This window comes from Bacillus sp. PAMC28571, assembly GCF_014250435.1.
GTDB classification, from domain to species: domain Bacteria; phylum Bacillota; class Bacilli; order Bacillales; family Bacillaceae; genus Bacillus; species Bacillus safensis.
The window spans coordinates 1,282,296-1,303,735 of the sequence record NZ_CP060191.1; the positions used below are offsets into that span (position 1 = coordinate 1,282,296).

Here is a 21,440-nt window from a genome sequence, read left to right on the forward strand (position 1 = left end):
GTTCTAAATGGAGCAGAATGCACGAAGGTGCCGCTGCTTCTTTTGGAGAACCCTAAGCTGCCGAGGCTTAGGGTTTTTTTGAACCTGAAAGTGATGAAAAACTAGAGGGGGAAGAAAAAATGAATGATTTATCGACAATGAGCAGCTTATCAAAAGAAGAGATTTTACAGCTGATTGAAGAAGCAGCTGCACTCAAAAAGGGGAAACAAGAACATGGATTAGCCGGAGAATTTGTGGCAAACCTTTTCTTTGAACCAAGCACAAGAACACGTTTTAGCTTCGAAGTAGCAGAGAAGAAATTAGGGATGAATGTCCTGAGCTTAGATGCGGCAAGCACCTCCGTTCAAAAGGGCGAAACACTTTACGATACGGTAAAAACACTGGAATCGATCGGAGTAAAGGCATGTGTGATCAGAGACAGTACAGATGAATATTATAACGAGCTGATTGGGAAGGTTGGAATTCCCATCATCAATGCAGGAGATGGCTGCGGGCAGCATCCAACCCAATCACTGCTTGACCTCATGACCATCTTTGAAGAGTTTGGCGGCTTTGAAGGCTTAACGATTTCGATTCATGGAGACATCAAACATAGCAGGGTGGCAAGATCAAATGCTGAGGTTTTATCGAGGCTGGGAGCGACAGTCCTCTTTTCAGGACCTGCTTCCTTCCAGGATAAACAAAACCCTCACGGAACGTATGCCCAAGTAGATGAAGCCATCGCACAATCTGATGTGGTGATGCTGCTTAGAATCCAGCATGAACGGCACGCTGAAAAAATGGGCAGTGAAGATTACTTATCAACTTATGGATTAACAGTAGACAGAGCAAACAAAATGAAAGAACGCGCGATTATTATGCATCCAGCACCAGTAAACAGAGGTGTTGAAATAGATGATTCATTAGTAGAGTCCAAGCAGTCAAGGATTTTCAAACAAATGGAAAATGGTGTTTATATCCGAATGGCCGTATTAAAAAGAGCTTTTCAAAATAGCACACTACATCAAAAAGGGAGAGATTCTGTCTATGTCATATCTCATTAAAAACGGTTTTATCTTAACAAGCACAGGTGAAAGAGTGCAGCAGGATATTAGGGTAAAAGGAAAAGTGATTCAAGCGATCGGTCACCTAGAAAGAGAAGACGGAGAAGAGGTTATTGATGCAGCAGGGCTATTTGTGTCACCAGGCTTGATTGATCTGCATGTGCATTTAAGAGAGCCAGGCGGAGAGAAAAAGGAAACGATTGAAACAGGTTCTAAAGCAGCCGCAAGAGGCGGATATACGACGATTGCAGCGATGCCGAATACAAGGCCGGTTCCAGATACAAAAGAGCAAATGGAATGGCTGATGAATCGAATCGAAGAGACCTCATCTGTGAGAGTGCTGCCATACGCATCCATCACAACGAGACAAATTGGGGAAGAGATGACGGATTTTGCAGCACTAAAAGAAGCAGGCGCCTTTGCTTTTACAGATGACGGTGTCGGCATCCAAACAGCAGGCATGATGTACGAAGCGATGAAACAGGCAGCAAGTCTTGATCAAGCGATTGTGGCGCACTGTGAAGATAACTCGCTCATTTACGGCGGGTGCGTTCATGAAGGAGAATTTTCAAAAGCAAATGGGTTAAACGGAATACCGTCAATCTGTGAATCGGTGCATATTGCAAGAGATGTTCTTTTAGCAGAAGCAGCGAACTGTCATTATCATGTATGTCATATCAGTACGAAAGAATCTGTGCGGGTCGTACGCGATGCAAAAAAAGCAGGCATCCGTGTGACGGCTGAGGTGTCACCGCATCACCTGCTGTTGTGTGATACGGACATTCCGGGTCTTGATACAAATTATAAAATGAACCCGCCGCTCAGAGGAACAGAGGATCGCGAGGCATTGATCGAGGGACTGTTAGATGGAACGATTGATTTCATCGCAACAGACCATGCGCCGCATACAGAAGAAGAAAAGAACGAAACCATGCAGCGTGCCCCGTTTGGAATTGTGGGACTTGAAACAGCGTTTCCGCTTCTGTATACACGATTTGTCAAAACAGGCGAATGGACATTAAAAGAACTTGTTGATTATATGACAATTAAACCAGCAGAAGCATTTTCTCTTCCATACGGAAAGCTTGAAGAAGGGCACATAGCTGATATCACACTTATTGATTTAAACAAAGAAATGGCAATCGATAAAACAAGCTTCTTATCTAAAGGGCAAAATACACCGTTTGACAAATTGACTGTATCAGGATGGCCGGTCATGACACTTGCATCTGGGAAAGTCGTTTATGAAGAGGGGAGACTAGTAAAATGAAGAGACGCTTAGTGCTAGAAAACGGAACAGTATTCGAAGGAACAGGCTTTGGCAGCTTAGAACCATCAGTCGGAGAAGTCGTCTTTAATACAGGGATGACGGGCTATCAAGAAATTTTATCTGATCCATCATACTGCGGACAAATTGTCACACTGACTTACCCGCTTATCGGCAACTATGGCATTAACCGTGACGATTTTGAATCGATCACACCGTTTGTGAAAGGGCTGATTGTGAAAGAGCTTTGTGAAAAGCCCTCAAACTGGCGCTCTTCATATTCACTCGATGAATATTTAAAAATGAAAAACATTCCGGGGCTGAGCGGAATCGATACACGGAAGCTGACTAGAATGATTCGAAGTGCAGGGACTTTAAGAGGGGCATTTGCAGGACCTGATGAACAATTAGAAGACGTTGTCCGCCGCCTTCAAACATTGCAGCTGCCAACAGATCAAGTGAGTCAAGTATCTGTGAAAAATGCGTACCCAAGCCCAGGCAGAGGAAAAAGAATTGTCCTTGTCGATTTCGGCATGAAGCACGGCATTTTGCGCGAGCTCAATAAACGTGACTGCGACGTCATTGTGGTGCCATACAACGTCACTGCAGATGAAGTGCTGCAGCTAAAGCCTGATGGCATCATGCTTTCAAACGGACCTGGAGATCCTGTGGATGTACCGGAAGCCGTTGAGATGATTCAGCAATTGATTGGAAAGGTGCCGCTCTTTGGTATATGCCTCGGACATCAATTATTTGCTCTAGCGTGCGGTGCAAGCACAGAAAAAATGAAATTTGGCCACAGAGGATCAAACCATCCGGTGAAAGAACTAGCAACTGGCAAGGTGACACTGACGTCTCAAAACCATGGCTACACGGTTAGCAGTATTAACGAAGACGTGCTCGAAGTCACACATATTGCCCTAAACGACAATACGATTGAAGGATTAAAACATAAAGAAGCACCAGCATTCACTGTTCAGTACCACCCAGAAGCATCACCGGGTCCAGAAGATGCAAACTACTTATTTGACCAGTTCATGGAAATGATTCATACGACTGAGAAAGAAGGGGAAGAAGTATGCCAAAACGCGTAGACATCAAAAAGATTTTAGTAATCGGATCAGGTCCTATCATCATCGGTCAGGCAGCGGAGTTTGACTATGCAGGTACACAGGCTTGCTTAGCGCTAAAAGAAGAGGGCTATGAAGTCGTTCTTGTGAACTCTAACCCTGCGACCATCATGACAGATACAGAAATGGCTGATAAGGTATACATCGAACCACTGACACCAGAATTTTTAACACGAATCATTCGAAAAGAACGCCCTGATGCGATCTTGCCAACACTTGGCGGGCAAACTGGATTAAACCTTGCTGTTGAATTGTCAGAGCTTGGCGTATTAGCTGAATGCGGCGTTGAAGTACTCGGTACAAAGCTGTCAGCCATCCAAAAAGCAGAGGATAGAGATTTATTCCGTAATTTAATGAATGAACTAAATGAGCCAGTACCAGAAAGTGAAATCATTCATAACCTGGAAGAAGCGATGGCGTTTACAGATCAAATCGGTTTCCCTGTCATCGTCAGACCAGCCTATACATTAGGCGGAACAGGCGGCGGAATTTGTACAAACGAGCAAGAACTGAAGGAAATCGTTGAAAACGGTCTGAAGCTAAGCCCAGTCACACAATGCTTACTTGAAAAAAGCATTGCAGGCTTTAAAGAAATTGAATATGAAGTCATGCGAGACAGCGGTGACCATGCAATCGTTGTTTGTAACATGGAAAACTTTGACCCTGTCGGCATCCATACTGGTGACAGTATTGTTGTAGCCCCAAGCCAAACGTTAAGTGACCGTGAATATCAGCTGCTTCGAAATGTGTCGCTTAAGCTGATCCGTGCACTTGGCATTGAAGGCGGCTGTAACGTTCAACTGGCACTTGATCCAAACAGCTTTCAATACTATATCATCGAGGTAAACCCGCGTGTGAGCCGTTCATCTGCGCTTGCGTCAAAAGCGACAGGCTATCCAATTGCCAAATTGGCAGCGAAAATTGCTGTCGGCTTAACGCTTGATGAAATGATGAACCCAGTCACAGGTAAAACCTATGCAGCTTTCGAGCCGGCACTTGACTATATCGTTTCAAAAATACCGCGCTGGCCGTTCGATAAATTTGAATCTGCGAACAGACGTCTTGGTACGCAAATGAAGGCAACTGGTGAAGTCATGGCAATCGGCCGCACATTAGAAGAGTCTCTTCTAAAGGCTGTACGTTCACTTGAAGCCGATGTGCATCACATTGAATTAAAAGATGAAGCAGATATCACAAATGAAGTGCTTGAAAAACGGATTATCAAAGCGGGAGACGAACGATTATTTTATATCGCTGAGGCGCTTAGAAGAGGCTATACAGTCGAACAAATACATGAATTCTCAAAAATTGATTACTTCTTCCTTCATAAGCTGGAAGGCATCATTGCCTTTGAGAAGACATTAAAAGAAAACAAAGGCAATACAGATGTATTAAAAGAAGCAAAAGAGAAAGGCTTCTCAGATATCTACATTAGCCGCGAGTGGAAGATGAACGAAGCGGATGTCTACAAGCTAAGACAAGAAGCAGGCATTGTACCTGTATACAAAATGGTGGATACATGTGCGGCAGAATTTGAATCAGAGACACCTTATTTCTACAGCACATATGAAGATGAAAATGAATCAGAACGTACAGACAAGAAAAGCGTTATCGTATTAGGTTCAGGTCCTATCCGAATTGGACAAGGGGTTGAATTTGATTATGCGACTGTTCACTCAGTGTGGGCAATTAAACAAGCAGGCTATGAAGCGATCATTATAAACAACAACCCTGAAACGGTTTCAACAGACTTTAGTATTTCAGATAAGCTCTACTTTGAACCACTCACTGTAGAAGATGTCATGCATATCATCGACCTTGAACAGCCTGAAGGAGTCGTCGTTCAGTTCGGTGGACAAACGGCGATCAACCTAGCAGATGAATTATCAAATAGAGGGGTTAAAATTCTTGGAACTTCTCTAGAAGACCTAGACCGCGCAGAAAACCGGGACAAGTTTGAACAAACGTTAGAAACACTCGGCGTGCCCCAGCCGAAAGGGAAAACAGCAACGTCTGTGCCTGAAGCAGTAGCGATTGCCAATCAAATCGGCTACCCAGTCCTTGTCCGTCCTTCCTATGTATTAGGCGGCCGCGCGATGGAAATTGTGTATCAAGAAGCTGAGCTTCTTCACTACATGGAGAATGCGGTGAAGGTCAACCCGCAGCATCCAGTGTTAATTGACAAGTATTTGACAGGAAAAGAAATTGAAGTAGATGCCGTGTCTGATGGAGAAACTGTCGTAATCCCAGGCATTATGGAACACATTGAAAGAGCCGGAGTTCACTCTGGTGACTCGATTGCGGTCTATCCGCCGCAAACATTGTCTGAGGACATCAAAGCAAAGATCGCAGAATACACGATCAAGCTTGCAAAAGGACTCAACATTATTGGGCTTTTGAACATTCAATTTGTCCTATCAAAAGGTGAAGTGTATGTCCTTGAAGTGAACCCGCGATCAAGCCGGACAGTTCCTTTCTTAAGTAAAATTACGGGCATTCCGATGGCCAACCTTGCGACAAAAGTCATCTTAGGAGACAAGCTCAAAAATTATGGCTACGAAGAAGGCCTTCACACAGAGCAAGAAGGGGTGTACGTCAAAGTTCCAGTCTTCTCTTTTGCAAAATTAAGAAGAGTGGATATTACACTCGGGCCTGAAATGAAATCAACAGGCGAAGTCATGGGGAAAGATGTCACGATCGAAAAAGCCCTTTATAAAGGATTGATTGCATCAGGCATTCAAATCCCTAATGACGGAACAGTTCTTCTGACAGTGGCTGATAAGGATAAAGAAGAAGGACTTGAGATCGCAAGAAGATTCCATTCGATCGGCTATCATATTTTAGCAACAGAAGGAACGGCGAATTATTTAAAACAAGCCTCCATTCCATCAAGTGTGGTCGGCAAAATTGGAGAAGAAGGCAAAAATCTTCTTGATGTCATTCGAAACGGGGAAGCCCAATTCGTGATCAACACATTAACAAAAGGAAAACAGCCGGCAAGAGACGGCTTTAGAATTAGACGTGAATCTGTTGAAAACGGAGTGGCTTGCTTAACGTCACTAGATACAGCAGAAGCCATTTTAAGAGTGCTTGAGAGCATGACATTTAGAGCGGATGAAATGCCAGAAGTGAAAACGAATGCTGAGGTGACAGTAACGATATGAAAAAAGCATACTTGACGGTCGTCTCGAACCGAGAGATCGCTGATCATATTTACGAAATGACATTACAAGGTGACCTTGTGGACTCCTTTCAAACGGCTGGACAATTTCTTCATCTAAAGGTCAGTGAATCGATGACACCGCTGCTGAGAAGACCGATCAGTATTGCCAACATTCATGCCGAGCAAAAAGAAGCAACCATCATTTACCGCGCAGAGGGAGAGGGCACAAAGCTCCTCTCCCAAAAGCGGGAGGGAGAATCAGTCGATGTATTAGGGCCGCTTGGAAACGGGTATGATCCTTCAGTCGTCAAGCCCGGAGAGACGGCATTACTAGTCGGCGGCGGAATTGGCGTACCGCCTCTATATGAGCTGTCTAAGCGTTTAACGAAAAAAGGTGTCATCGTAAAGCATGTCCTCGGCTTTCAGTCGAAAAAGGATGTATTTTACGAGGAAAAATTTCAAGCACTCGGCGATACGTTTATTGCAACGGTTGATGGCACATACGGTGCTAAAGGCTTTGTAACAGATGTGATAAAAGAGCAAAACCTGAGCTTTGATGTGCTGCTTTCCTGCGGTCCAACACCTATGCTAAAAGCGCTGAAAGACACGTATCCTGATAAGCCTGTCTACATTTCGATGGAAGAACGAATGGGCTGCGGGATTGGTGCTTGCTTTGCATGTGTCTGTCATACCGATCAGCTCGACAAACCTTATGTCAAAGTGTGTCTTGATGGACCTGTATTTAAAGCAGAGGAGGTGGCATTGTCATGCTAAACGTTGAGTTACCGGGATTATCATTAAAGAATCCAATTATCCCTGCATCAGGCTGCTTTGGATTCGGGAGAGAATTTGCATCCTTATATGACCTATCATTGCTGGGCGGTATCATGATCAAAGCCACAACCCTTGAACCGAGATTTGGCAATCCGACTCCAAGGGTTGCTGAGACAGGAGCTGGTATGCTCAATGCAATCGGCCTTCAAAATCCAGGTCTAAAAGGCGTGCTTGAAAATGAATTGCCTTGGCTCGAGCAGTTTGATACGCCTATTATTGCGAATGTTGCTGGCTCACAGGTGGATGATTATGTTGAAGTAGCCAAGCAAATCAGCCAAGCAAAAAATGTTCATGCCCTTGAGCTGAATATTTCTTGCCCAAATGTGAAAACAGGCGGAATTGCCTTTGGTACAGATCCAAATATGGCGGCGTCATTGACAAAAGCGGTCAAGGAAGTCTCGTCTGTACCTGTCTATGTCAAGCTGTCACCTAACGTAGCCAATATTGTAGAGATTGCTCAAGCGATTGAAGCTGCTGGAGCGGATGGACTCACCATGATTAATACATTAATTGGGATGCGTTTAGATTTAAAAACGGGGAAACCCATCCTTGCCAATAAAACTGGCGGATTATCAGGACCAGCTGTCAAACCTGTCGCTGTACGTATGGTGCATGAGGTGAGTCAAGCGGTTTCTATTCCGATTATCGGAATGGGCGGAGTGCAAAGTGCTGAAGATGTACTTGAATTTTTACTAGCAGGTGCAAGTGCAGTCGCTGTCGGTACAGCCAATTTTGTGAATCCATTTATTTGCCCGGAAATCATTGAAGAGCTGCCAAATGTGTTAACAGCATATGGTTATTCATCTGTAGAGGAATGTATCGGAAGGAGCTGGAAACATGAAGCACTTGCCCATCATCGCGCTTGATTTTCCTTCAGGACAGGAGGCGCTTGCCTTTTTAGATCCCTTTGAAGGGACACCATTATTTGTGAAGGTCGGCATGGAGCTGTTTTACCAAGAAGGACCTGCCATCCTTGAAGCGCTGAAAGAAAAAAATTGCCGCATTTTTCTCGATCTAAAATTACATGACATTCCAACAACGGTGAAAAAAGCGATGAACCGGCTTGCCGCACTTGGCGTTGACTTGGTCAATGTGCATGCGGCTGGCGGGAAACGAATGATGCAGGCTGCGTTAGAGGGACTTGAAAGCGGGACTCCTGCTGGACAAAGCCGCCCGGGCATTATTGCAGTGACCCAGCTGACTAGTACGTCAGAAGACATGATGAGAAAAGAATTACTCATTGACCGTCCGCTGCAAGAGACTGTGATCCGGTACGGACAATTAGCATATGAAAGTGGGCTGGACGGGGTTGTTTGCTCTGTTCATGAATCTAAAGCACTTCATGAACATATCTCACCCTCCTTTCTCACTGTAACGCCAGGTATTCGCTTACCGAATGATCAAACCGATGACCAAAAGCGTGTGGCGACACCTGCCTATGCAAAAGAGCAAGGTGTTTCACAAATTGTTGTCGGAAGATCAATCACAAAAGCTGATAAACCAATAGAAGCCTATCATCAAATTTTGAAAGAGTGGGAGTGACTGCCAGATGAAATCAAAAATCGCGAAACATCTATTACAAATCAAAGCGGTCTCATTAAAACCAGACGAACCGTTTACATGGGCGAGCGGTATAAAATCACCGATCTATTGTGATAACCGCCTCACATTATCATATCCAGAAGTCAGACACGACATTGCGGAAGGTCTAAAAGATTTGATTCTCACTCATTTTAAGGGTGCAGAGGTTGTTGCGGGTACTGCAACAGCAGGCATTCCGCATGCGGCATTAGCAGCAGACTGCTTGAACATCCCGATGTGTTATGTCAGAAGTAAGCCGAAAGCACACGGCAAAGGAAATCAAATTGAAGGGGCCGTATCGAAAGGCCAAAAGGTTGTCGTCGTCGAAGACCTTATTTCCACAGGAGGCAGTGTGCTGGAAGTGGTTGCTGCTCTTCAAGCTGAGGGCTGCGAGGTACTAGGAGTTGCCGCAATCTTCACATACGGACTGCCAAAAGCAGCGGCCGCTTTTCAAGAAAAAAATATTCCATATGTCACCCTGACAGACTATGACACATTGACAGACGTGGCACTTGAACTGAAAGCGATTGAGCCGTCTGCGATGAACAAACTAAAACGCTGGAGACAAGATCCTTCCTCTGAATCTTGGATGGAAGAAACGGTCTAAAAAGTCAAAGTCCATCGTTAGCAATTTCAAAAGCTGTGCCTGCCCGCACGGCTTTTTTATTTGGGTAAAAATAGTAAAATAGACTCAAATTTTAATAAAAACTAATCCTATCAATAAAGTCGGGTTGACTTTTGTTTGAATTGTGTTAATATTTAAGACAAATTGAAACTCTTATCCAGAGAGGTGGAGGGACTGGCCCGATGAAACCCGGCAACCTGCGATTCGCAAGGTGCTACTTCCTGCAAAATGATTCTATTTTGAAAGATAAGGAAATCGTGAGCTTCCTCATCTTTCTTTCGGACTGAAAGAAAGTTTTTTTATTTTAACGGTGAGGAGGAAGAGGAGATGGAAGTGAAACAAAATCAGGATGAGGACTTAGTAAAGCATATGCAAGAACTGATTGGGGATATGAAATTTGGTTCAATTACGTTAATTGTTCAGGACGGTCAAGTGATTCAAGTGGAAAAAAACGAAAAAATTAGATTGAAGTAGTGCGAAAAATAGCAATATGAGCGGTACTCCGGAAGGGGAGAAATCATGTTAACTTATGAAAATTGGCAAGAGCCGTCCATTACATTTCAAGAGGATGATTTGTATAAAGGAGCCCTGTCTGTACTGAAATGGGCGTACGGTCATTATGGTGACCAGCTCGTGTATGCGTGCAGCTTTGGCATCGAGGGCATCGTCCTGATTGATCTTATTGCAAAAGTAAAAAAAGATGCGAGAATTGTCTTTTTAGATACAGGTCTGCATTTTAAAGAAACTTACGACACAATTGATGCGGTAAAGGAAAGATACCCGGGTTTAGACATTGTACTAAAAACGCCTGAGCTGACGGTTGAACAGCAAAATGAGCAGCACGGTGATGAATTATGGAAAACAAATCCTCAAAGCTGCTGCCATATGCGTAAAGTCATTCCTTTGCAAGAAGCCCTCTCTGGTTATCCAGCATGGCTTTCCGGTTTAAGAAGAGAGCAGTCACCAAAACGAGCAGGGACGAATTTCTTAAATAAGGATGAAAAATTCAAATCAGTGAAAGTATGTCCGCTCATCCATTGGACGTGGAAGGACATATGGAGATATGCATCTAGAGAGGAACTTACTTATAATCCGCTGCATGACCAAGGATATCCAAGTATCGGATGTGCACCATGTACACAGCCAGCATTTACTGCAGATGATCTGCGTTCTGGCAGATGGTCAGGAACAGCCAAGACAGAGTGCGGATTACATGAGTAAGGGAGCATAATGTATGGAAATCGCCGCAATTTTATTTAGTCTATTTTTTGCTTTAAACATAGGCGCAAGCGGAGCAGCTGCTTCTATGGGCATTGCGTATGGATCAGGTGCCATTCAAAAGCCTATTTATGCGCTCAGCGTTTGTGCAGTTGGGATTTTAGCAGGTTCAGTGATTGGCGGCGGTGAGGTCGTCAAAACGATCAGCTCTGGTATTATGCCAGAATCAGTCATTACACTTGAAATCGTTTGTATTATCATTGCTTCTGCTGCACTATCACTTTTCATAGCGAATCTGATGGCGATTCCTTTATCAACAAGCGAGGTCACAGTAGGGGCTGTGGTTGGTGTGGCAGTCGCGTATAAAGTATTGTTTGTGAAATCCATTTTAGTGATTGTGGCATTTTGGGTCATCATCCCGCTTTTCGCCTTTCTGTTTACCTTTACTGTCGTCAAAATCATCAGAATGTTCCCTAAACGAAAACTGTCTAAAAAAGGCACAGCTATTTTATCTGTCGTATTAATTCTCAGCGGATTTTTAGAGGCATTTTCAGCCGGTATGAACAATGTGGCAAATGCTGTCGGCCCGCTCGTCGCTTCAGGCGTTTTGTCAGTTGGGCAGGGAACACTTTACGGCGGAATCTTCGTCGCAGCAGGGGCCCTCTTGCTAGGCAGAAGAGTGCTGGAAACAAACGGAAAGAAAATTACCCGCTATCAAACAGGCGAAGGGATTTTACTTTCGAGTACCGGTGCCGGGCTTGTCATCGTCAGCTCTATTTTTGGGCTGCCCGTACCACTTACGCAAATCACCTCCTCGTCTATTATCGGGCTTGGAATGGCAAAAGGCGGGCCTAACATTTTTCACAAACATGTGGTGAAAAAAATGCTGAAGGTATGGGTGGTCTCACCTTTCTTATCACTCAGCCTATCGTATTTGCTTGTGAGCCTTTTCTTAAAAGGAGACTATTACTCTATCTTTATCATGATGAGTGTACTGCTTGCCTCACTTGGTGCACTGAGTCTGATGAAAGCAGTCAAAAATGAAAGCAGCTCTATTCATGAACAGGGCGGCGGGATTTAACCATAAATCCGACTATTAACATCTAATAAATATGAACATTGAGAGGAAGATGAACAAATGAGTTTAACACCACATGGTGGCGTATTAATCAATCGAGTAAATGAAGAATATGATCTCAGCACGGCTGCGAAGGAAATTGAACTAGATGCGATTTCCTTTGCGGACCTTGAACTCATTGCAATTGGCGGATATAGTCCAATTGAAGGGTTTTTAACAAAAGCTGATTATGAAGCAGTTGTAAGCAGTATGCGGCTAGCAAGTGGTATCGTTTGGTCTCTTCCTATTACACTGCCAGTGACAAAAGAAAAGGCGGCGGAAATCCATCAAGGCGACATCGTGCGCTTATCCTACAATGGAACTGTATATGGGGTCATTGAAGTAGAGGATCAATATACACCAGATAAGGAAAAAGAAGCGGTGAATGTCTATAAAACAGATGACCGCAATCATCCAGGCGTGAAAAAATTATTTGAACGCGGCGATACTTACATTGGCGGAAAAATTACACTGACGAAACGCAGTGAAAAACCATTCCCTCAATTTACGTATGAGCCAGAAGAAACAAGACGTCATTTTAAAGAAAACGGCTGGAAAACCATTGTTGGTTTCCAAACGAGAAACCCTGTTCATCGTGCTCATGAATATATTCAAAAAACAGCACTGGAAACAGTCGATGGTTTATTTTTAAATCCGCTTGTCGGTGAAACAAAATCTGACGATATCCCGGCAGATGTGAGAATGAAAAGCTATCAAGTGTTATTGAACGGTTATTATCCAAAAGACCGCGTCTTTTTAGGTGTTTTTCCTGCTGCAATGCGTTATGCTGGACCAAAGGAAGCCATTTTTCATGCGCTAGTGCGTAAAAATTATGGCTGCACCCATTTTATTGTCGGAAGAGATCATGCAGGTGTTGGTGACTATTACGGCACATACGAGGCGCAGGAACTCTTTGATCAATTTACAAGCGAAGAAATCGGCATTACGCCATTAAAATTTGAACACAGCTTCTACTGTAATACATGTGAAGCGATGGCCACACCAAAAACGTGTCCTCACGATAAAAGCGAGCATGTCATTCTTTCAGGTACAAAGGTTCGAACGATGCTGAGAAACGGTGAATTACCACCAAGTACGTTCAGCCGAAAAGAAGTTATTGAAACATTAATTGAAGGATTAAAAACGACGGTATCTTAATGGGAGGGGTATGACATGAGCAACGAACATATCGTGTGGCACGATTCATCTATTACAAAAAAAGAATATCAACAGAAAAACAATCATACGAGCGGCATTATCTGGCTTACAGGTCTAAGCGGGTCAGGCAAATCAACAATCGCAAATGCAGCCGCTAGAGAGCTGTTTGAACAAGGCTACCAAGTCACAGTGCTTGATGGTGATAATGTGCGGCACGGACTCAATAAAGATCTAGGGTTTTCAGATGATGATAGAAAAGAAAACATCCGCCGAATCGGAGAAGTGGCGAAATTATTTGTGGAGCAAGGAACGATTGTCATCACTGCTTTTATTTCTCCATTTCAAGAAGACCGCCACATTGTTAGACAGTTAGTCGAAGATGGAGAATTTCACGAAGTGTTTGTCAAATGTGATTTGAACGTGTGTGAAGAGCGTGATCCAAAAGGGTTATATAAAAAGGCCAGAAACGGTGAAATTCCGTTTTTCACTGGAATCGATTCACCGTATGAAGAGCCCGCTGCGCCTGAGCTCGTATTAGATACAGGGGAATTATCCCGTGAGGAATCCAAACAGCGTCTTGTTGATTATGTAAAAGGAACAACGAAATAATCGCCTGATGGCAGGGGGAGAAAAGCAAGATGGGGAAAGTATACATTGTGGGTGCTGGACCCGGTGACCCAGATTTAATCACATTAAAGGCCCATAAGGCGATACAGCAGGCAGATGTCATCTTATATGATCGTCTTGTCAATCAAGAAATTCTCGCCCACGCCAAACCGGAGGCGGAATTGATTTATTGCGGTAAGCTGCCAAATCATCATACAATGAGGCAGGAAGCCATCAATGAAGCGCTTGTGGCTCATGCAAAGGAAGGGAACGTTGTCGTTCGGCTGAAAGGCGGCGACCCCTTTGTCTTTGGCCGTGGCGGTGAAGAAATCGAATGCTTAGCTGAGCACGGAATTCCGTATGAGGTCGTCCCGGGAATTACTTCTGGTATTGCAGCAGCTGCTTATGCGGGCATCCCTGTGACACATCGTGAATTCAGCTCAAATGTGGCTTTTGTCACGGGTCACTATCAAAAGGATGAACATTTTGAAGAAAAGTGGGAGGCGCTGGCTACAGGAATTGATACTCTTGTGATTTACATGGGTGTCAAAAACGTCGAGAGAGTGCAGCGCCTGCTTTTGAAAAATGGACGGGACCCTGAAACACCCGCTGCATTTATACACTGGGGAACCACGACGAAGCAAAAGACTACTTGCTGTACGGTTACGACACTGGCTGAAACCGTTGAAAAAGAAGGGATCGAGCATCCAAGTTTAATTGTTGTTGGAGATGTCGTTCATTTTCATCAAAAGCTGAACTGGTTTGAACCCGCATTAATCGAGAAATGAGAATGGTAGAGAAAAGACACGTACATACATCGTGTCTTTTCGTCTGATGAAAACAAGTGAGAGGGAGGAGCCGCATGAAACAAGCTGTCCTTTATGTTGGGCATGGAAGCAGGGTGAAAGAAGCACAAGATAAGGCCATTTCTTTTATGAAAAGCTGTATGCCGTTAGTGAAAGCAGATATACAAGAAATTTGTTTTTTAGAGCTGACGGACCCTTCTATAGAAGAAGGATTTGAGGCCTGTGTGAAAAAAGGAGCGACACACATTGCAATCGTCCCGCTCCTCCTTTTGACTGCCATGCATGCCAAATCGGATATCCCGGTCGAAATTGAGAAAGTGCGCGCGCGTTTCCCGCAAGTGAAGGTCACATATGGAAAGCCGATCGGGGTGAATCAAGAAGTAACAAAAGCGGTTGCCGCAAGAATTAAAGAAGCAGGATATCAAGGCGGGCGCGCTCGGATTCTTTTAATTGGCCGCGGGAGTTCTGATCCGGAGGTGAAGCGAGATGTGTTTGGCATTGCAGACGATGTCCGAAGCCTGCTTCCGCATGCAGAGGTTCTTCCGTGTTTTATTACAGCATGTGAGCCAAATTATCGAGATGTTCTCGCGCAGTTATCAGAAGATGACGATGGGCCTGTTTATATCGTTCCTTACTTACTGTTTACAGGGATTTTAATGAAAGAAATTGAAAGTGAAGCCGCTCAGGCGAGAAAGCGGCTGAAAGATGTCCGGGTATGCCGGTATATTGGCTTTCATCCGCATGTCAAAGCGGCTTATATTGAACGAGTGCTAGAAACCATTTTAAACAAAGACGATGCGTTTCGTTTCCGAGGAGAAAGCCATGCTTCCAGTCCATCTTGATTTAACCAATAAACAAGTGGTCATCGCCGGCGGCGGATCTGTCGCATTAAGAAGAGCAAAGGCATTGTGTACGGAGTCTTGCCATCTAACTGTTGTGAGTCCTGACCTTTCTGAAGAGATGGCGTGCCTCATTGATACATACGCATTGAATTGGAAGGAAAAGAAGGTGGGCGCTGAAGATTTGAAGGATGCGTTTTTCATTGTAGCTGCTACAAACGACCCTTCGGTAAATGAATGGATTGCACAAACAGCGCAGCCTCACCAGCTCGTGAATTGTGTGAGCCAATCTGAGCTCGGCAATGTGATGATGCCGAAGGTTGTCAAAGCAGGAAAAGTGACGATTTCAGTCTCTACAAGCGGTGCTAGCCCCGCCCGGACAAAACAGCTGGCTGCGGCAATTGAATCCTTGCTTGAAGAAGAGGATATTGACGCACTTGATGCCCTTTACATCGAAAGAAAAAAACGACAAAGAAAAAGCCGATAAAATCCTTACAGGAGATTTTATCGGCTTTTTTTTATTTATTTTCTCAGCTTGAGCACAAGATCTTCGTCAGGCGTGACAAATAAAGTTTGCTGCTGATCATACGTAACAAAGCCAGGCTTTGCTCCGTTTGGTTTTTTCACATGCCGGATTTTTGTATAGTCGACAGGTACGGAGCTGGACTCTTTTGCCTTTGAAAAATAGGCGGCAATTTGAGCCGCTTCAAGCAGCGTTTGTTCATCAGGTGCTTGGTGGCGGATGACGACATGTGACCCAGGAATATCCTTTGTATGCAGCCAAATATCATCTCGAGCAGCTGCCTTTGTAGTCAAATACTCGTTTTGTTTGTTGTTTTTTCCGACTAAAATTGGAATGCCTTGGGATGATTCATACGTTTCGAGCTGAATGGCTGCTGGTTTTTTCTTTTTAGCGAGACGCTTTTGTTTGGCGCGCAAATATTTTCCTTCAACAAGCTCTTCTCTCATTTCCTCTAAATCCTTCGGTGAAGCAGAGGACAGCTGCTGAATCAGCTCTTCAAAATAAGCAATTTCTTCATGTGTCCGCTTAATTTGTTCATTTACAGCTTCTACAGCATTTTTTGCCTTTTGATATTTTGTAAAATATGCCTGGGCATTTTCAGAAGGGGTTTTGTTTGTTTTGAGCGGAATCGTGATTTCTCCGCCGTCTTCATCGTAATAATTGATGACAGTCGCTTCTTTATCCCCTTTTTTAATTGCATATAAATTGGCTGTTAACAGCTCACCATAGAGCTGATATTTGTGTGCATCTTGAGATTCTTCAAGGGTTCTTTTTAGCTTTTTCAGCTTGTTTTCATTTTTCTTTTTTTCATTTACGACAAACCGTTCAAGGTCCGCTGCCTGCTGTTTGACTCTATCTCTCTCAGCTTTTCCAAAATAAAAGCGGTCAAGCAGCTGGCTGAGTGAGTCGAATGTCTTCATCTCGCCATGGACATGCTGAAGCTCTAATAAATAGAAATACTCTTTCCCGTCTTTTCTTGTGAGCTGCGGTGTAAAAGAATGCATGCGAATGAGCTGGAACATGTCGAGCAGTGTATTTGGAATCGTTTCTTGATTGGCAAGACCGGCCCGGTGTACAACTTCCTTTGCAAACAGCGGGGAAACCCCGGAGAAGGTATCGACAATTTGATTTGCGATCTTTCCTTCTTGAAAGCGTAAATGCTTCAAAATATCATCCTTTGTCACGTCAAAAGGATTCAATTTTTGCTGCGCAGGCGGCAGAAGGTATTCATGACCAGGAAGCACCGTTCGATAGCTGTTCACAGATGGAGAAAGGTGTTTCAAACCATCAATGATCTGCTGCGTTCCATCCTCTACCAGAATGAAATTACTATGACGTCCCATGATTTCAATGTAAAGCTTACGCGTCTGCTCATCACCAATTTCATTTCGGCTTCTCACATGAAGCACGATCACCCGGTCAAATCCAATCTGTTCAAAACGTTCAATGAAGCCGCCCTCAAGATGCTTTCTGAGGAGCATACAAAACATTGGCGGCTCGCTTGGATTGTCGTATTGATGCTCAGTGAGCTGCACTCTCGCATAGCTCGGATGAGCCGATAAAAGGAGCTTATGATTTTTCCCGTTTGCCCGAATATGAAAAATCAGCTCATGCTTATATGGCTGATGGATTTTAGAAATCCTCCCGCCAGTTAATGTCTCTTGCAATTCATTTGTCATACCATATGTAAAAATGCCGTCAAATGACATGTTGGATACACCCTCTTCTTTCACACAAATCTACTGAAAGAACTTCCGTTTTCTCGTTCTTTAGGCAGTCTTATTATTATAGCATGATTTAGGACGAGTCTGAATAAACTGGCTTATAGAACACTGCATATGAGAGAGAACAAAAGAGGAGTGGACGAGGTCAAATGAATTGGCATGAACTGAACCAAACCGATTTATTAAAAACAATGAATACATCGATAGGTGACGGACTGTCAGAAAAAGATGTACAAAAGCGGCTTGAAAAACACGGGCCAAATGAATTGCAGGAAGGAAAAAAGGCGTCGGCTCTGATCATTTTTTTAGCACAGTTTAAAGATTTCATGGTGTTAATCTTGCTTGCAGCAACAATCATTTCTGCCTTTTTAGGAGAATACATTGATGCTGTTGCGATTGTAGCCATTGTTTTGATTAATGGTGTACTCGGCTTTTATCAAGAGCGCCGGGCGGAAAAATCCCTTCAAGCGTTAAAAGAATTATCAACTCCGCATGTATATGCAAGGAGAAATAATGAATGGGTCAAGATCCCGTCTAAACATCTCGTGCCAGGGGATATTGTGAAATTTTCAAGCGGAGACCGGATTGGGGCAGATATTAGATTACTAGAAACAAAGAGCTTAGAAATTGAGGAGTCCGCTCTCACTGGCGAGTCTATCCCAGCTGTCAAACACGCAAGTCCTCTTTCAAGCAGCCATGTCTCACTTGGAGATTTGACGAACATGGCCTTTATGGGGACGCTTGTTACTAGAGGAAGCGGCGTAGGGGTTGTCATTGGTACAGGAATGAATACGGCAATGGGACAAATTGCCGGCATGCTGGATGCAGCAGGTAATATGGAAACGCCGCTGCAAAGACGTCTCGAGCAGCTTGGGAAAATTCTGATTGTGGCTGCTTTATTTTTAACAGTGCTCGTTGTGGTTCTCGGTGTTGTGCAAGGACATGAATTGTATCATATGTTCCTAGCGGGAGTATCTCTTGCTGTTGCGGCGATTCCAGAAGGACTGCCGGCGATTGTCACTGTCGCACTTTCCTTAGGGGTGCAGCGGATGATCAAACAGAAATCGATTGTCAGAAAGCTCCCGGCGGTGGAAACTCTCGGCTGCGCGTCAATCATTTGCTCAGATAAAACAGGAACAATGACGCAAAATAAAATGACCGTCACCCATGTGTGGGCAGAGGGGAAAACGTGGAATATTTCTGGCACAGGCTACGAGCCATCCGGTGACTTTACCTTAAACGGAGAAATCGTCCATGCCGACAAGCACCCAAGCCTGCAAAAGGTGTTATTATACGGGGCGCTTTGTAATACATCGACCATCGTTGAAAAAGACGGGGAGATGAGACTTGATGGCGATCCGACAGAGGGGGCGCTCCTTACCGCAGCACGTAAAGCGGGTTTTACAGAGCAATTCATCGAAGCTGGATTTCATGTCATTGAGGAGTTTCCTTTTGATTCAGAAAGAAAGATGATGTCAGTCGTCGTTGAAACGAATCAAAAAGAGCGGTATGTCATTGCAAAAGGTGCGCCGGATGTACTAATGAACCGTTCAAGTCATATCATGCACGGCGGGCGCACAGCTTCTTTTTCAGCCACTCACAGGCAAGAAACAGAAGCTGCGATTCAAGGCTTAGCAAGACAGGCGCTTAGAACCATTGCCATTGCGTATAAAAAAGTCGGTCTGACAGACAAAATCACCTCTGTACAGCAGGCTGAAACCGATTTAACATTTATCGGGTTAGAGGGCATGATCGATCCACCGCGTCCTGAAGTCAGACGAGCGATTAAAGAGTGCCGGGATGCCGGGATTAAAACGGTCATGATTACAGGCGACCACGTGGAAACGGCCAAAGCGATCGCCAAAGACTTAAGCCTTTTACCGAAGCAAGGACAGGTGCTCGACGGAAAAGCACTTGATCAGATGAGCGACAAAGAGCTTGAGCAAACGGCTGAAAATGTATACGTCTTTGCCCGGGTTTCCCCTGAGCATAAACTGAGAATTGTCAAAGCCTATCAAAAAAATGGTCATGTTGTGGCGATGACAGGTGACGGGGTCAATGATGCGCCAGCCATTAAACAAGCAGATATCGGCATCTCCATGGGCATCACTGGTACAGACGTAGCCAAAGAAGCGTCTTCTCTTATTTTACTTGACGACAACTTTGCGACCATTAAATCCGCCATTAAAGAAGGCCGGAATATTTATGAAAACATTCGTAAGTTTGTCCGCTATTTGCTGGCATCAAATGTCGGGGAAATTTTGGTCATGCTGTTTGCGATGCTCCTCGCGCTGCCGCTGCCGCTCGTTCCTATACAAATCTTATGGGTAAACCTTGTCACAGATGGTCTCCCGGCTATGGCACTTGGCATGGATAAGCCAGAAGGCGATGTCATGAAGAGAAAGCCGCGGAATATGAAAGAGGGCATTTTTGCAAGAGGGCTTGGCTGGAAGGTCATCTCAAGAGGATTCCTCATCGGGCTTGCGACCCTTTTGGCATTTATATTTGTGTATCACCGCGATCCAAACAACCTGCAATATGCACAGACTGTCGCATTTAGTACGCTTGTTTTGGCGCAGCTCATTCATGTATTTGACTGCCGCAGTGAACGGTCCATTTTTGAACGTAATCCATTTGGAAACCTTTATTTGATCGGTGCGGTTTTGTCATCACTTTTGCTCATGCTTGTGGTCATTTATTACCCGCCGCTTCAGCCGATTTTCAAAACGGTCGCGGTTGCACCGATTGATTGGCTGCTGATCATCGGGATGTCTGCACTGCCAACTTTTTTACTGGCAGGATCACTTTTGACAAGAAAAAAATAATTGATTATGGTATAATTTTGAGGTAATAGTGTCTGCTATTACCTTTTTCATTTTATTAATATGAAAGAATTGGGTGTTTTGACATGATACGCAGTATGACGGGATTCGGCCAAGCGAGTAAAACGGATGGAGAACTGACAGTGTCAGTTGAGCTAAAATCGGTCAATCACCGTTTTAAAGAGGTTCATGCCCGTTTGCCGAGGCCGCTTTTATATTTCGAAGATACATTAAAAAAGATCATTCTTCGTCACGTGCAGCGCGGTAGAATTGAGCTGTTTGTCACGATTGAAGGCGGTAAACTAGCAAGCCGGTCCTTACAGATCGACTGGCCGCTGCTTGATGAATACATGAAAGCCGCAAAAGACCTCGAGAAACGCTATCACATTTCAGGCATTCAGCATGCACATGACTTATTGGGGCTGGAGCTTGCCGTTCAGGTGGAAGAGTCAGCCAGCCGAAATGAACAGTTAGAGCAGCTGCTGATGGAAGCTTGCGAGGCTGCTGTCAAGGAGCTTTGCTTCATGAGAGAGCAAGAGGGAGCATCGCTTCAAAAAGACTGTGAACTGAGGCTTTCTGAACTAGAGGCCTATACAGAAGAAATCAAAGTCTTTGCACCAGAGGTTGTGAATCAGTACAAAGAACGATTGAACCAGCGATTGCAAGAATGGATCGGAGAAGCGCTTGACGAAAGCAGACTGACAACTGAGGCTGCTATCTTTGCTGACCGGTGTGACATTACAGAAGAGATTACGAGATTAAAAAGTCATTTTCAGCAGTTCCAGCAAATCTTGCTGCAAGGCGGTGCTGCCGGACGAAAACTTGACTTCCTTGTACAGGAGCTCAACCGTGAAGTGAACACCATTGGATCAAAAGCGAACCATCACCATTTAACAAAGCTGGTGGTTGAAATGAAAAGTGCTATTGAAAAAATAAAAGAACAAGTGCAAAATATAGAATAGTCATTGTGTATGCTGTTTACAG

At 44.3% G+C, this 21,440-nt stretch carries 19 protein-coding genes and 1 riboswitch; of the genes, 18 read left to right on the forward strand and 1 reads right to left on the reverse strand.

Translation table 11 applies throughout. The features are described from left to right. Positions 1-119 precede the first annotated feature (119 nt). From H7F25_RS06335 to H7F25_RS06410, 16 genes are all read left to right on the forward strand, one after another. Positions 120-1,043: an aspartate carbamoyltransferase catalytic subunit gene (locus tag H7F25_RS06335; protein ID WP_185854388.1), complete on the forward strand. Its 924-nt coding sequence runs from the start codon at positions 120-122 to the stop codon at positions 1,041-1,043. Further along, complete coding sequence (locus H7F25_RS06340) at positions 1,027-2,313, forward strand: dihydroorotase (RefSeq protein WP_185854389.1); 1,287 nt, start codon at positions 1,027-1,029, stop codon at positions 2,311-2,313. Before H7F25_RS06335 ends, H7F25_RS06340 begins: the two co-directional genes overlap by 17 nt. After that, complete coding sequence (locus H7F25_RS06345) at positions 2,310-3,404, forward strand: carbamoyl phosphate synthase small subunit (RefSeq protein WP_185854390.1); 1,095 nt, start codon at positions 2,310-2,312, stop codon at positions 3,402-3,404. Before H7F25_RS06340 ends, H7F25_RS06345 begins: the two co-directional genes overlap by 4 nt. Then, complete coding sequence (gene carB / locus H7F25_RS06350; protein WP_034623677.1) at positions 3,389-6,604, forward strand: carbamoyl-phosphate synthase (glutamine-hydrolyzing) large subunit; 3,216 nt, start codon at positions 3,389-3,391, stop codon at positions 6,602-6,604. Before H7F25_RS06345 ends, carB begins: the two co-directional genes overlap by 16 nt. Continuing rightward, positions 6,601-7,377, forward strand: a complete 777-nt coding sequence (locus H7F25_RS06355; RefSeq protein WP_024424228.1) for a dihydroorotate dehydrogenase electron transfer subunit — start codon at positions 6,601-6,603, stop codon at positions 7,375-7,377. Before carB ends, H7F25_RS06355 begins: the two co-directional genes overlap by 4 nt. Continuing rightward, positions 7,371-8,303 carry a dihydroorotate dehydrogenase gene (locus tag H7F25_RS06360; protein WP_185854391.1) on the forward strand — a complete coding sequence of 311 codons (933 nt, stop codon included), beginning with the start codon at positions 7,371-7,373 and terminating at the stop codon, positions 8,301-8,303. Before H7F25_RS06355 ends, H7F25_RS06360 begins: the two co-directional genes overlap by 7 nt. Then, positions 8,275-8,979: an orotidine-5'-phosphate decarboxylase gene (gene pyrF / locus H7F25_RS06365; protein WP_185854392.1), complete on the forward strand. Its 705-nt coding sequence runs from the start codon at positions 8,275-8,277 to the stop codon at positions 8,977-8,979. Before H7F25_RS06360 ends, pyrF begins: the two co-directional genes overlap by 29 nt. 7 nt (positions 8,980-8,986) lie before the next feature. Beyond that, entirely contained in the window at positions 8,987-9,625 is a 639-nt protein-coding gene (gene pyrE, locus H7F25_RS06370; protein WP_185854393.1) for an orotate phosphoribosyltransferase, read from the forward strand. A gap of 168 nt (positions 9,626-9,793) precedes the next feature. After that, positions 9,794-9,896: riboswitch (SAM riboswitch) on the forward strand. A 116-nt stretch (positions 9,897-10,012) separates the two neighbouring features. After that, positions 10,013-10,117 (forward strand): DUF2292 domain-containing protein, encoded by a 105-nt coding sequence (locus H7F25_RS06375; protein WP_369810469.1) that lies wholly within the window; start codon positions 10,013-10,015, stop codon positions 10,115-10,117. Between the two features lie 45 nt (positions 10,118-10,162). Continuing rightward, on the forward strand, positions 10,163-10,864 hold the full coding sequence (locus H7F25_RS06380) for a phosphoadenylyl-sulfate reductase (protein WP_024426945.1): 702 nt from the start codon (positions 10,163-10,165) through the stop codon (positions 10,862-10,864). A gap of 13 nt (positions 10,865-10,877) precedes the next feature. Next, positions 10,878-11,942 carry a sulfate permease gene (locus H7F25_RS06385; RefSeq protein ID WP_185854394.1) on the forward strand — a complete coding sequence of 355 codons (1,065 nt, stop codon included), beginning with the start codon at positions 10,878-10,880 and terminating at the stop codon, positions 11,940-11,942. 57 nt (positions 11,943-11,999) lie between these two features. Continuing rightward, the gene (gene sat / locus H7F25_RS06390; RefSeq protein WP_172881061.1) at positions 12,000-13,136 is read left to right on the forward strand and encodes a sulfate adenylyltransferase; all 1,137 of its coding nucleotides are present in this window, start codon (positions 12,000-12,002) and stop codon (positions 13,134-13,136) included. A 15-nt stretch (positions 13,137-13,151) separates the two neighbouring features. After that, positions 13,152-13,745, forward strand: a complete 594-nt coding sequence (cysC, locus tag H7F25_RS06395) for an adenylyl-sulfate kinase (protein WP_044330722.1) — start codon at positions 13,152-13,154, stop codon at positions 13,743-13,745. Positions 13,746-13,774: 29 nt separating this feature from the next. Continuing rightward, the gene (gene cobA, locus H7F25_RS06400) at positions 13,775-14,530 is read left to right on the forward strand and encodes a uroporphyrinogen-III C-methyltransferase (RefSeq protein ID WP_044330719.1); all 756 of its coding nucleotides are present in this window, start codon (positions 13,775-13,777) and stop codon (positions 14,528-14,530) included. Between the two features lie 74 nt (positions 14,531-14,604). Continuing rightward, complete coding sequence (locus tag H7F25_RS06405; RefSeq protein WP_185854395.1) at positions 14,605-15,390, forward strand: sirohydrochlorin chelatase; 786 nt, start codon at positions 14,605-14,607, stop codon at positions 15,388-15,390. Next, complete coding sequence (locus H7F25_RS06410; protein ID WP_185854396.1) at positions 15,371-15,874, forward strand: precorrin-2 dehydrogenase/sirohydrochlorin ferrochelatase family protein; 504 nt, start codon at positions 15,371-15,373, stop codon at positions 15,872-15,874. Before H7F25_RS06405 ends, H7F25_RS06410 begins: the two co-directional genes overlap by 20 nt. Positions 15,875-15,909: 35 nt before the next feature. Here H7F25_RS06410 and H7F25_RS06415 read toward each other — a convergent pair whose 3' ends face one another. Continuing rightward, positions 15,910-17,619 (reverse strand): Rqc2 family fibronectin-binding protein, encoded by a 1,710-nt coding sequence (locus tag H7F25_RS06415; protein ID WP_024426952.1) that lies wholly within the window; start codon positions 17,617-17,619, stop codon positions 15,910-15,912. 164 nt (positions 17,620-17,783) lie between these two features. On the opposite strand from H7F25_RS06415, the gene H7F25_RS06420 reads away from it, so the two are divergent. Together H7F25_RS06420 and H7F25_RS06425 are read left to right on the forward strand one after the other, a co-directional pair. Continuing rightward, a complete protein-coding gene (locus tag H7F25_RS06420) occupies positions 17,784-20,459 on the forward strand; it encodes a calcium-translocating P-type ATPase, SERCA-type (RefSeq protein WP_073205147.1) in 2,676 nt (891 codons plus the stop codon). Positions 20,460-20,542: 83 nt separating this feature from the next. Continuing rightward, positions 20,543-21,418, forward strand: coding sequence for a YicC/YloC family endoribonuclease (locus tag H7F25_RS06425; RefSeq protein WP_073205149.1), 876 nt, complete (start codon positions 20,543-20,545; stop codon positions 21,416-21,418). The last annotated feature ends 22 nt before the right edge of the window (positions 21,419-21,440 follow it).

Coding starts and splice junctions, on each gene's coding strand:
- H7F25_RS06335 (WP_185854388.1), top strand. CDS start 120: ATGAATGATTTATCGACAATGAGCAGCTTATCAAAAGAAGAGATTTTA.
- H7F25_RS06340 (WP_185854389.1), top strand. CDS start 1,027: ATGTCATATCTCATTAAAAACGGTTTTATCTTAACAAGCACAGGTGAA.
- H7F25_RS06345 (WP_185854390.1), top strand. CDS start 2,310: ATGAAGAGACGCTTAGTGCTAGAAAACGGAACAGTATTCGAAGGAACA.
- carB (WP_034623677.1), top strand. CDS start 3,389: ATGCCAAAACGCGTAGACATCAAAAAGATTTTAGTAATCGGATCAGGT.
- H7F25_RS06355 (WP_024424228.1), top strand. CDS start 6,601: ATGAAAAAAGCATACTTGACGGTCGTCTCGAACCGAGAGATCGCTGAT.
- H7F25_RS06360 (WP_185854391.1), top strand. CDS start 7,371: ATGCTAAACGTTGAGTTACCGGGATTATCATTAAAGAATCCAATTATC.
- pyrF (WP_185854392.1), top strand. CDS start 8,275: ATGAAGCACTTGCCCATCATCGCGCTTGATTTTCCTTCAGGACAGGAG.
- pyrE (WP_185854393.1), top strand. CDS start 8,987: ATGAAATCAAAAATCGCGAAACATCTATTACAAATCAAAGCGGTCTCA.
- H7F25_RS06375 (WP_369810469.1), top strand. CDS start 10,013: ATGCAAGAACTGATTGGGGATATGAAATTTGGTTCAATTACGTTAATT.
- H7F25_RS06380 (WP_024426945.1), top strand. CDS start 10,163: ATGTTAACTTATGAAAATTGGCAAGAGCCGTCCATTACATTTCAAGAG.
- H7F25_RS06385 (WP_185854394.1), top strand. CDS start 10,878: ATGGAAATCGCCGCAATTTTATTTAGTCTATTTTTTGCTTTAAACATA.
- sat (WP_172881061.1), top strand. CDS start 12,000: ATGAGTTTAACACCACATGGTGGCGTATTAATCAATCGAGTAAATGAA.
- cysC (WP_044330722.1), top strand. CDS start 13,152: ATGAGCAACGAACATATCGTGTGGCACGATTCATCTATTACAAAAAAA.
- cobA (WP_044330719.1), top strand. CDS start 13,775: ATGGGGAAAGTATACATTGTGGGTGCTGGACCCGGTGACCCAGATTTA.
- H7F25_RS06405 (WP_185854395.1), top strand. CDS start 14,605: ATGAAACAAGCTGTCCTTTATGTTGGGCATGGAAGCAGGGTGAAAGAA.
- H7F25_RS06410 (WP_185854396.1), top strand. CDS start 15,371: ATGCTTCCAGTCCATCTTGATTTAACCAATAAACAAGTGGTCATCGCC.
- H7F25_RS06415 (WP_024426952.1), bottom strand. CDS start 17,619: ATGTCATTTGACGGCATTTTTACATATGGTATGACAAATGAATTGCAA.
- H7F25_RS06420 (WP_073205147.1), top strand. CDS start 17,784: ATGAATTGGCATGAACTGAACCAAACCGATTTATTAAAAACAATGAAT.
- H7F25_RS06425 (WP_073205149.1), top strand. CDS start 20,543: ATGATACGCAGTATGACGGGATTCGGCCAAGCGAGTAAAACGGATGGA.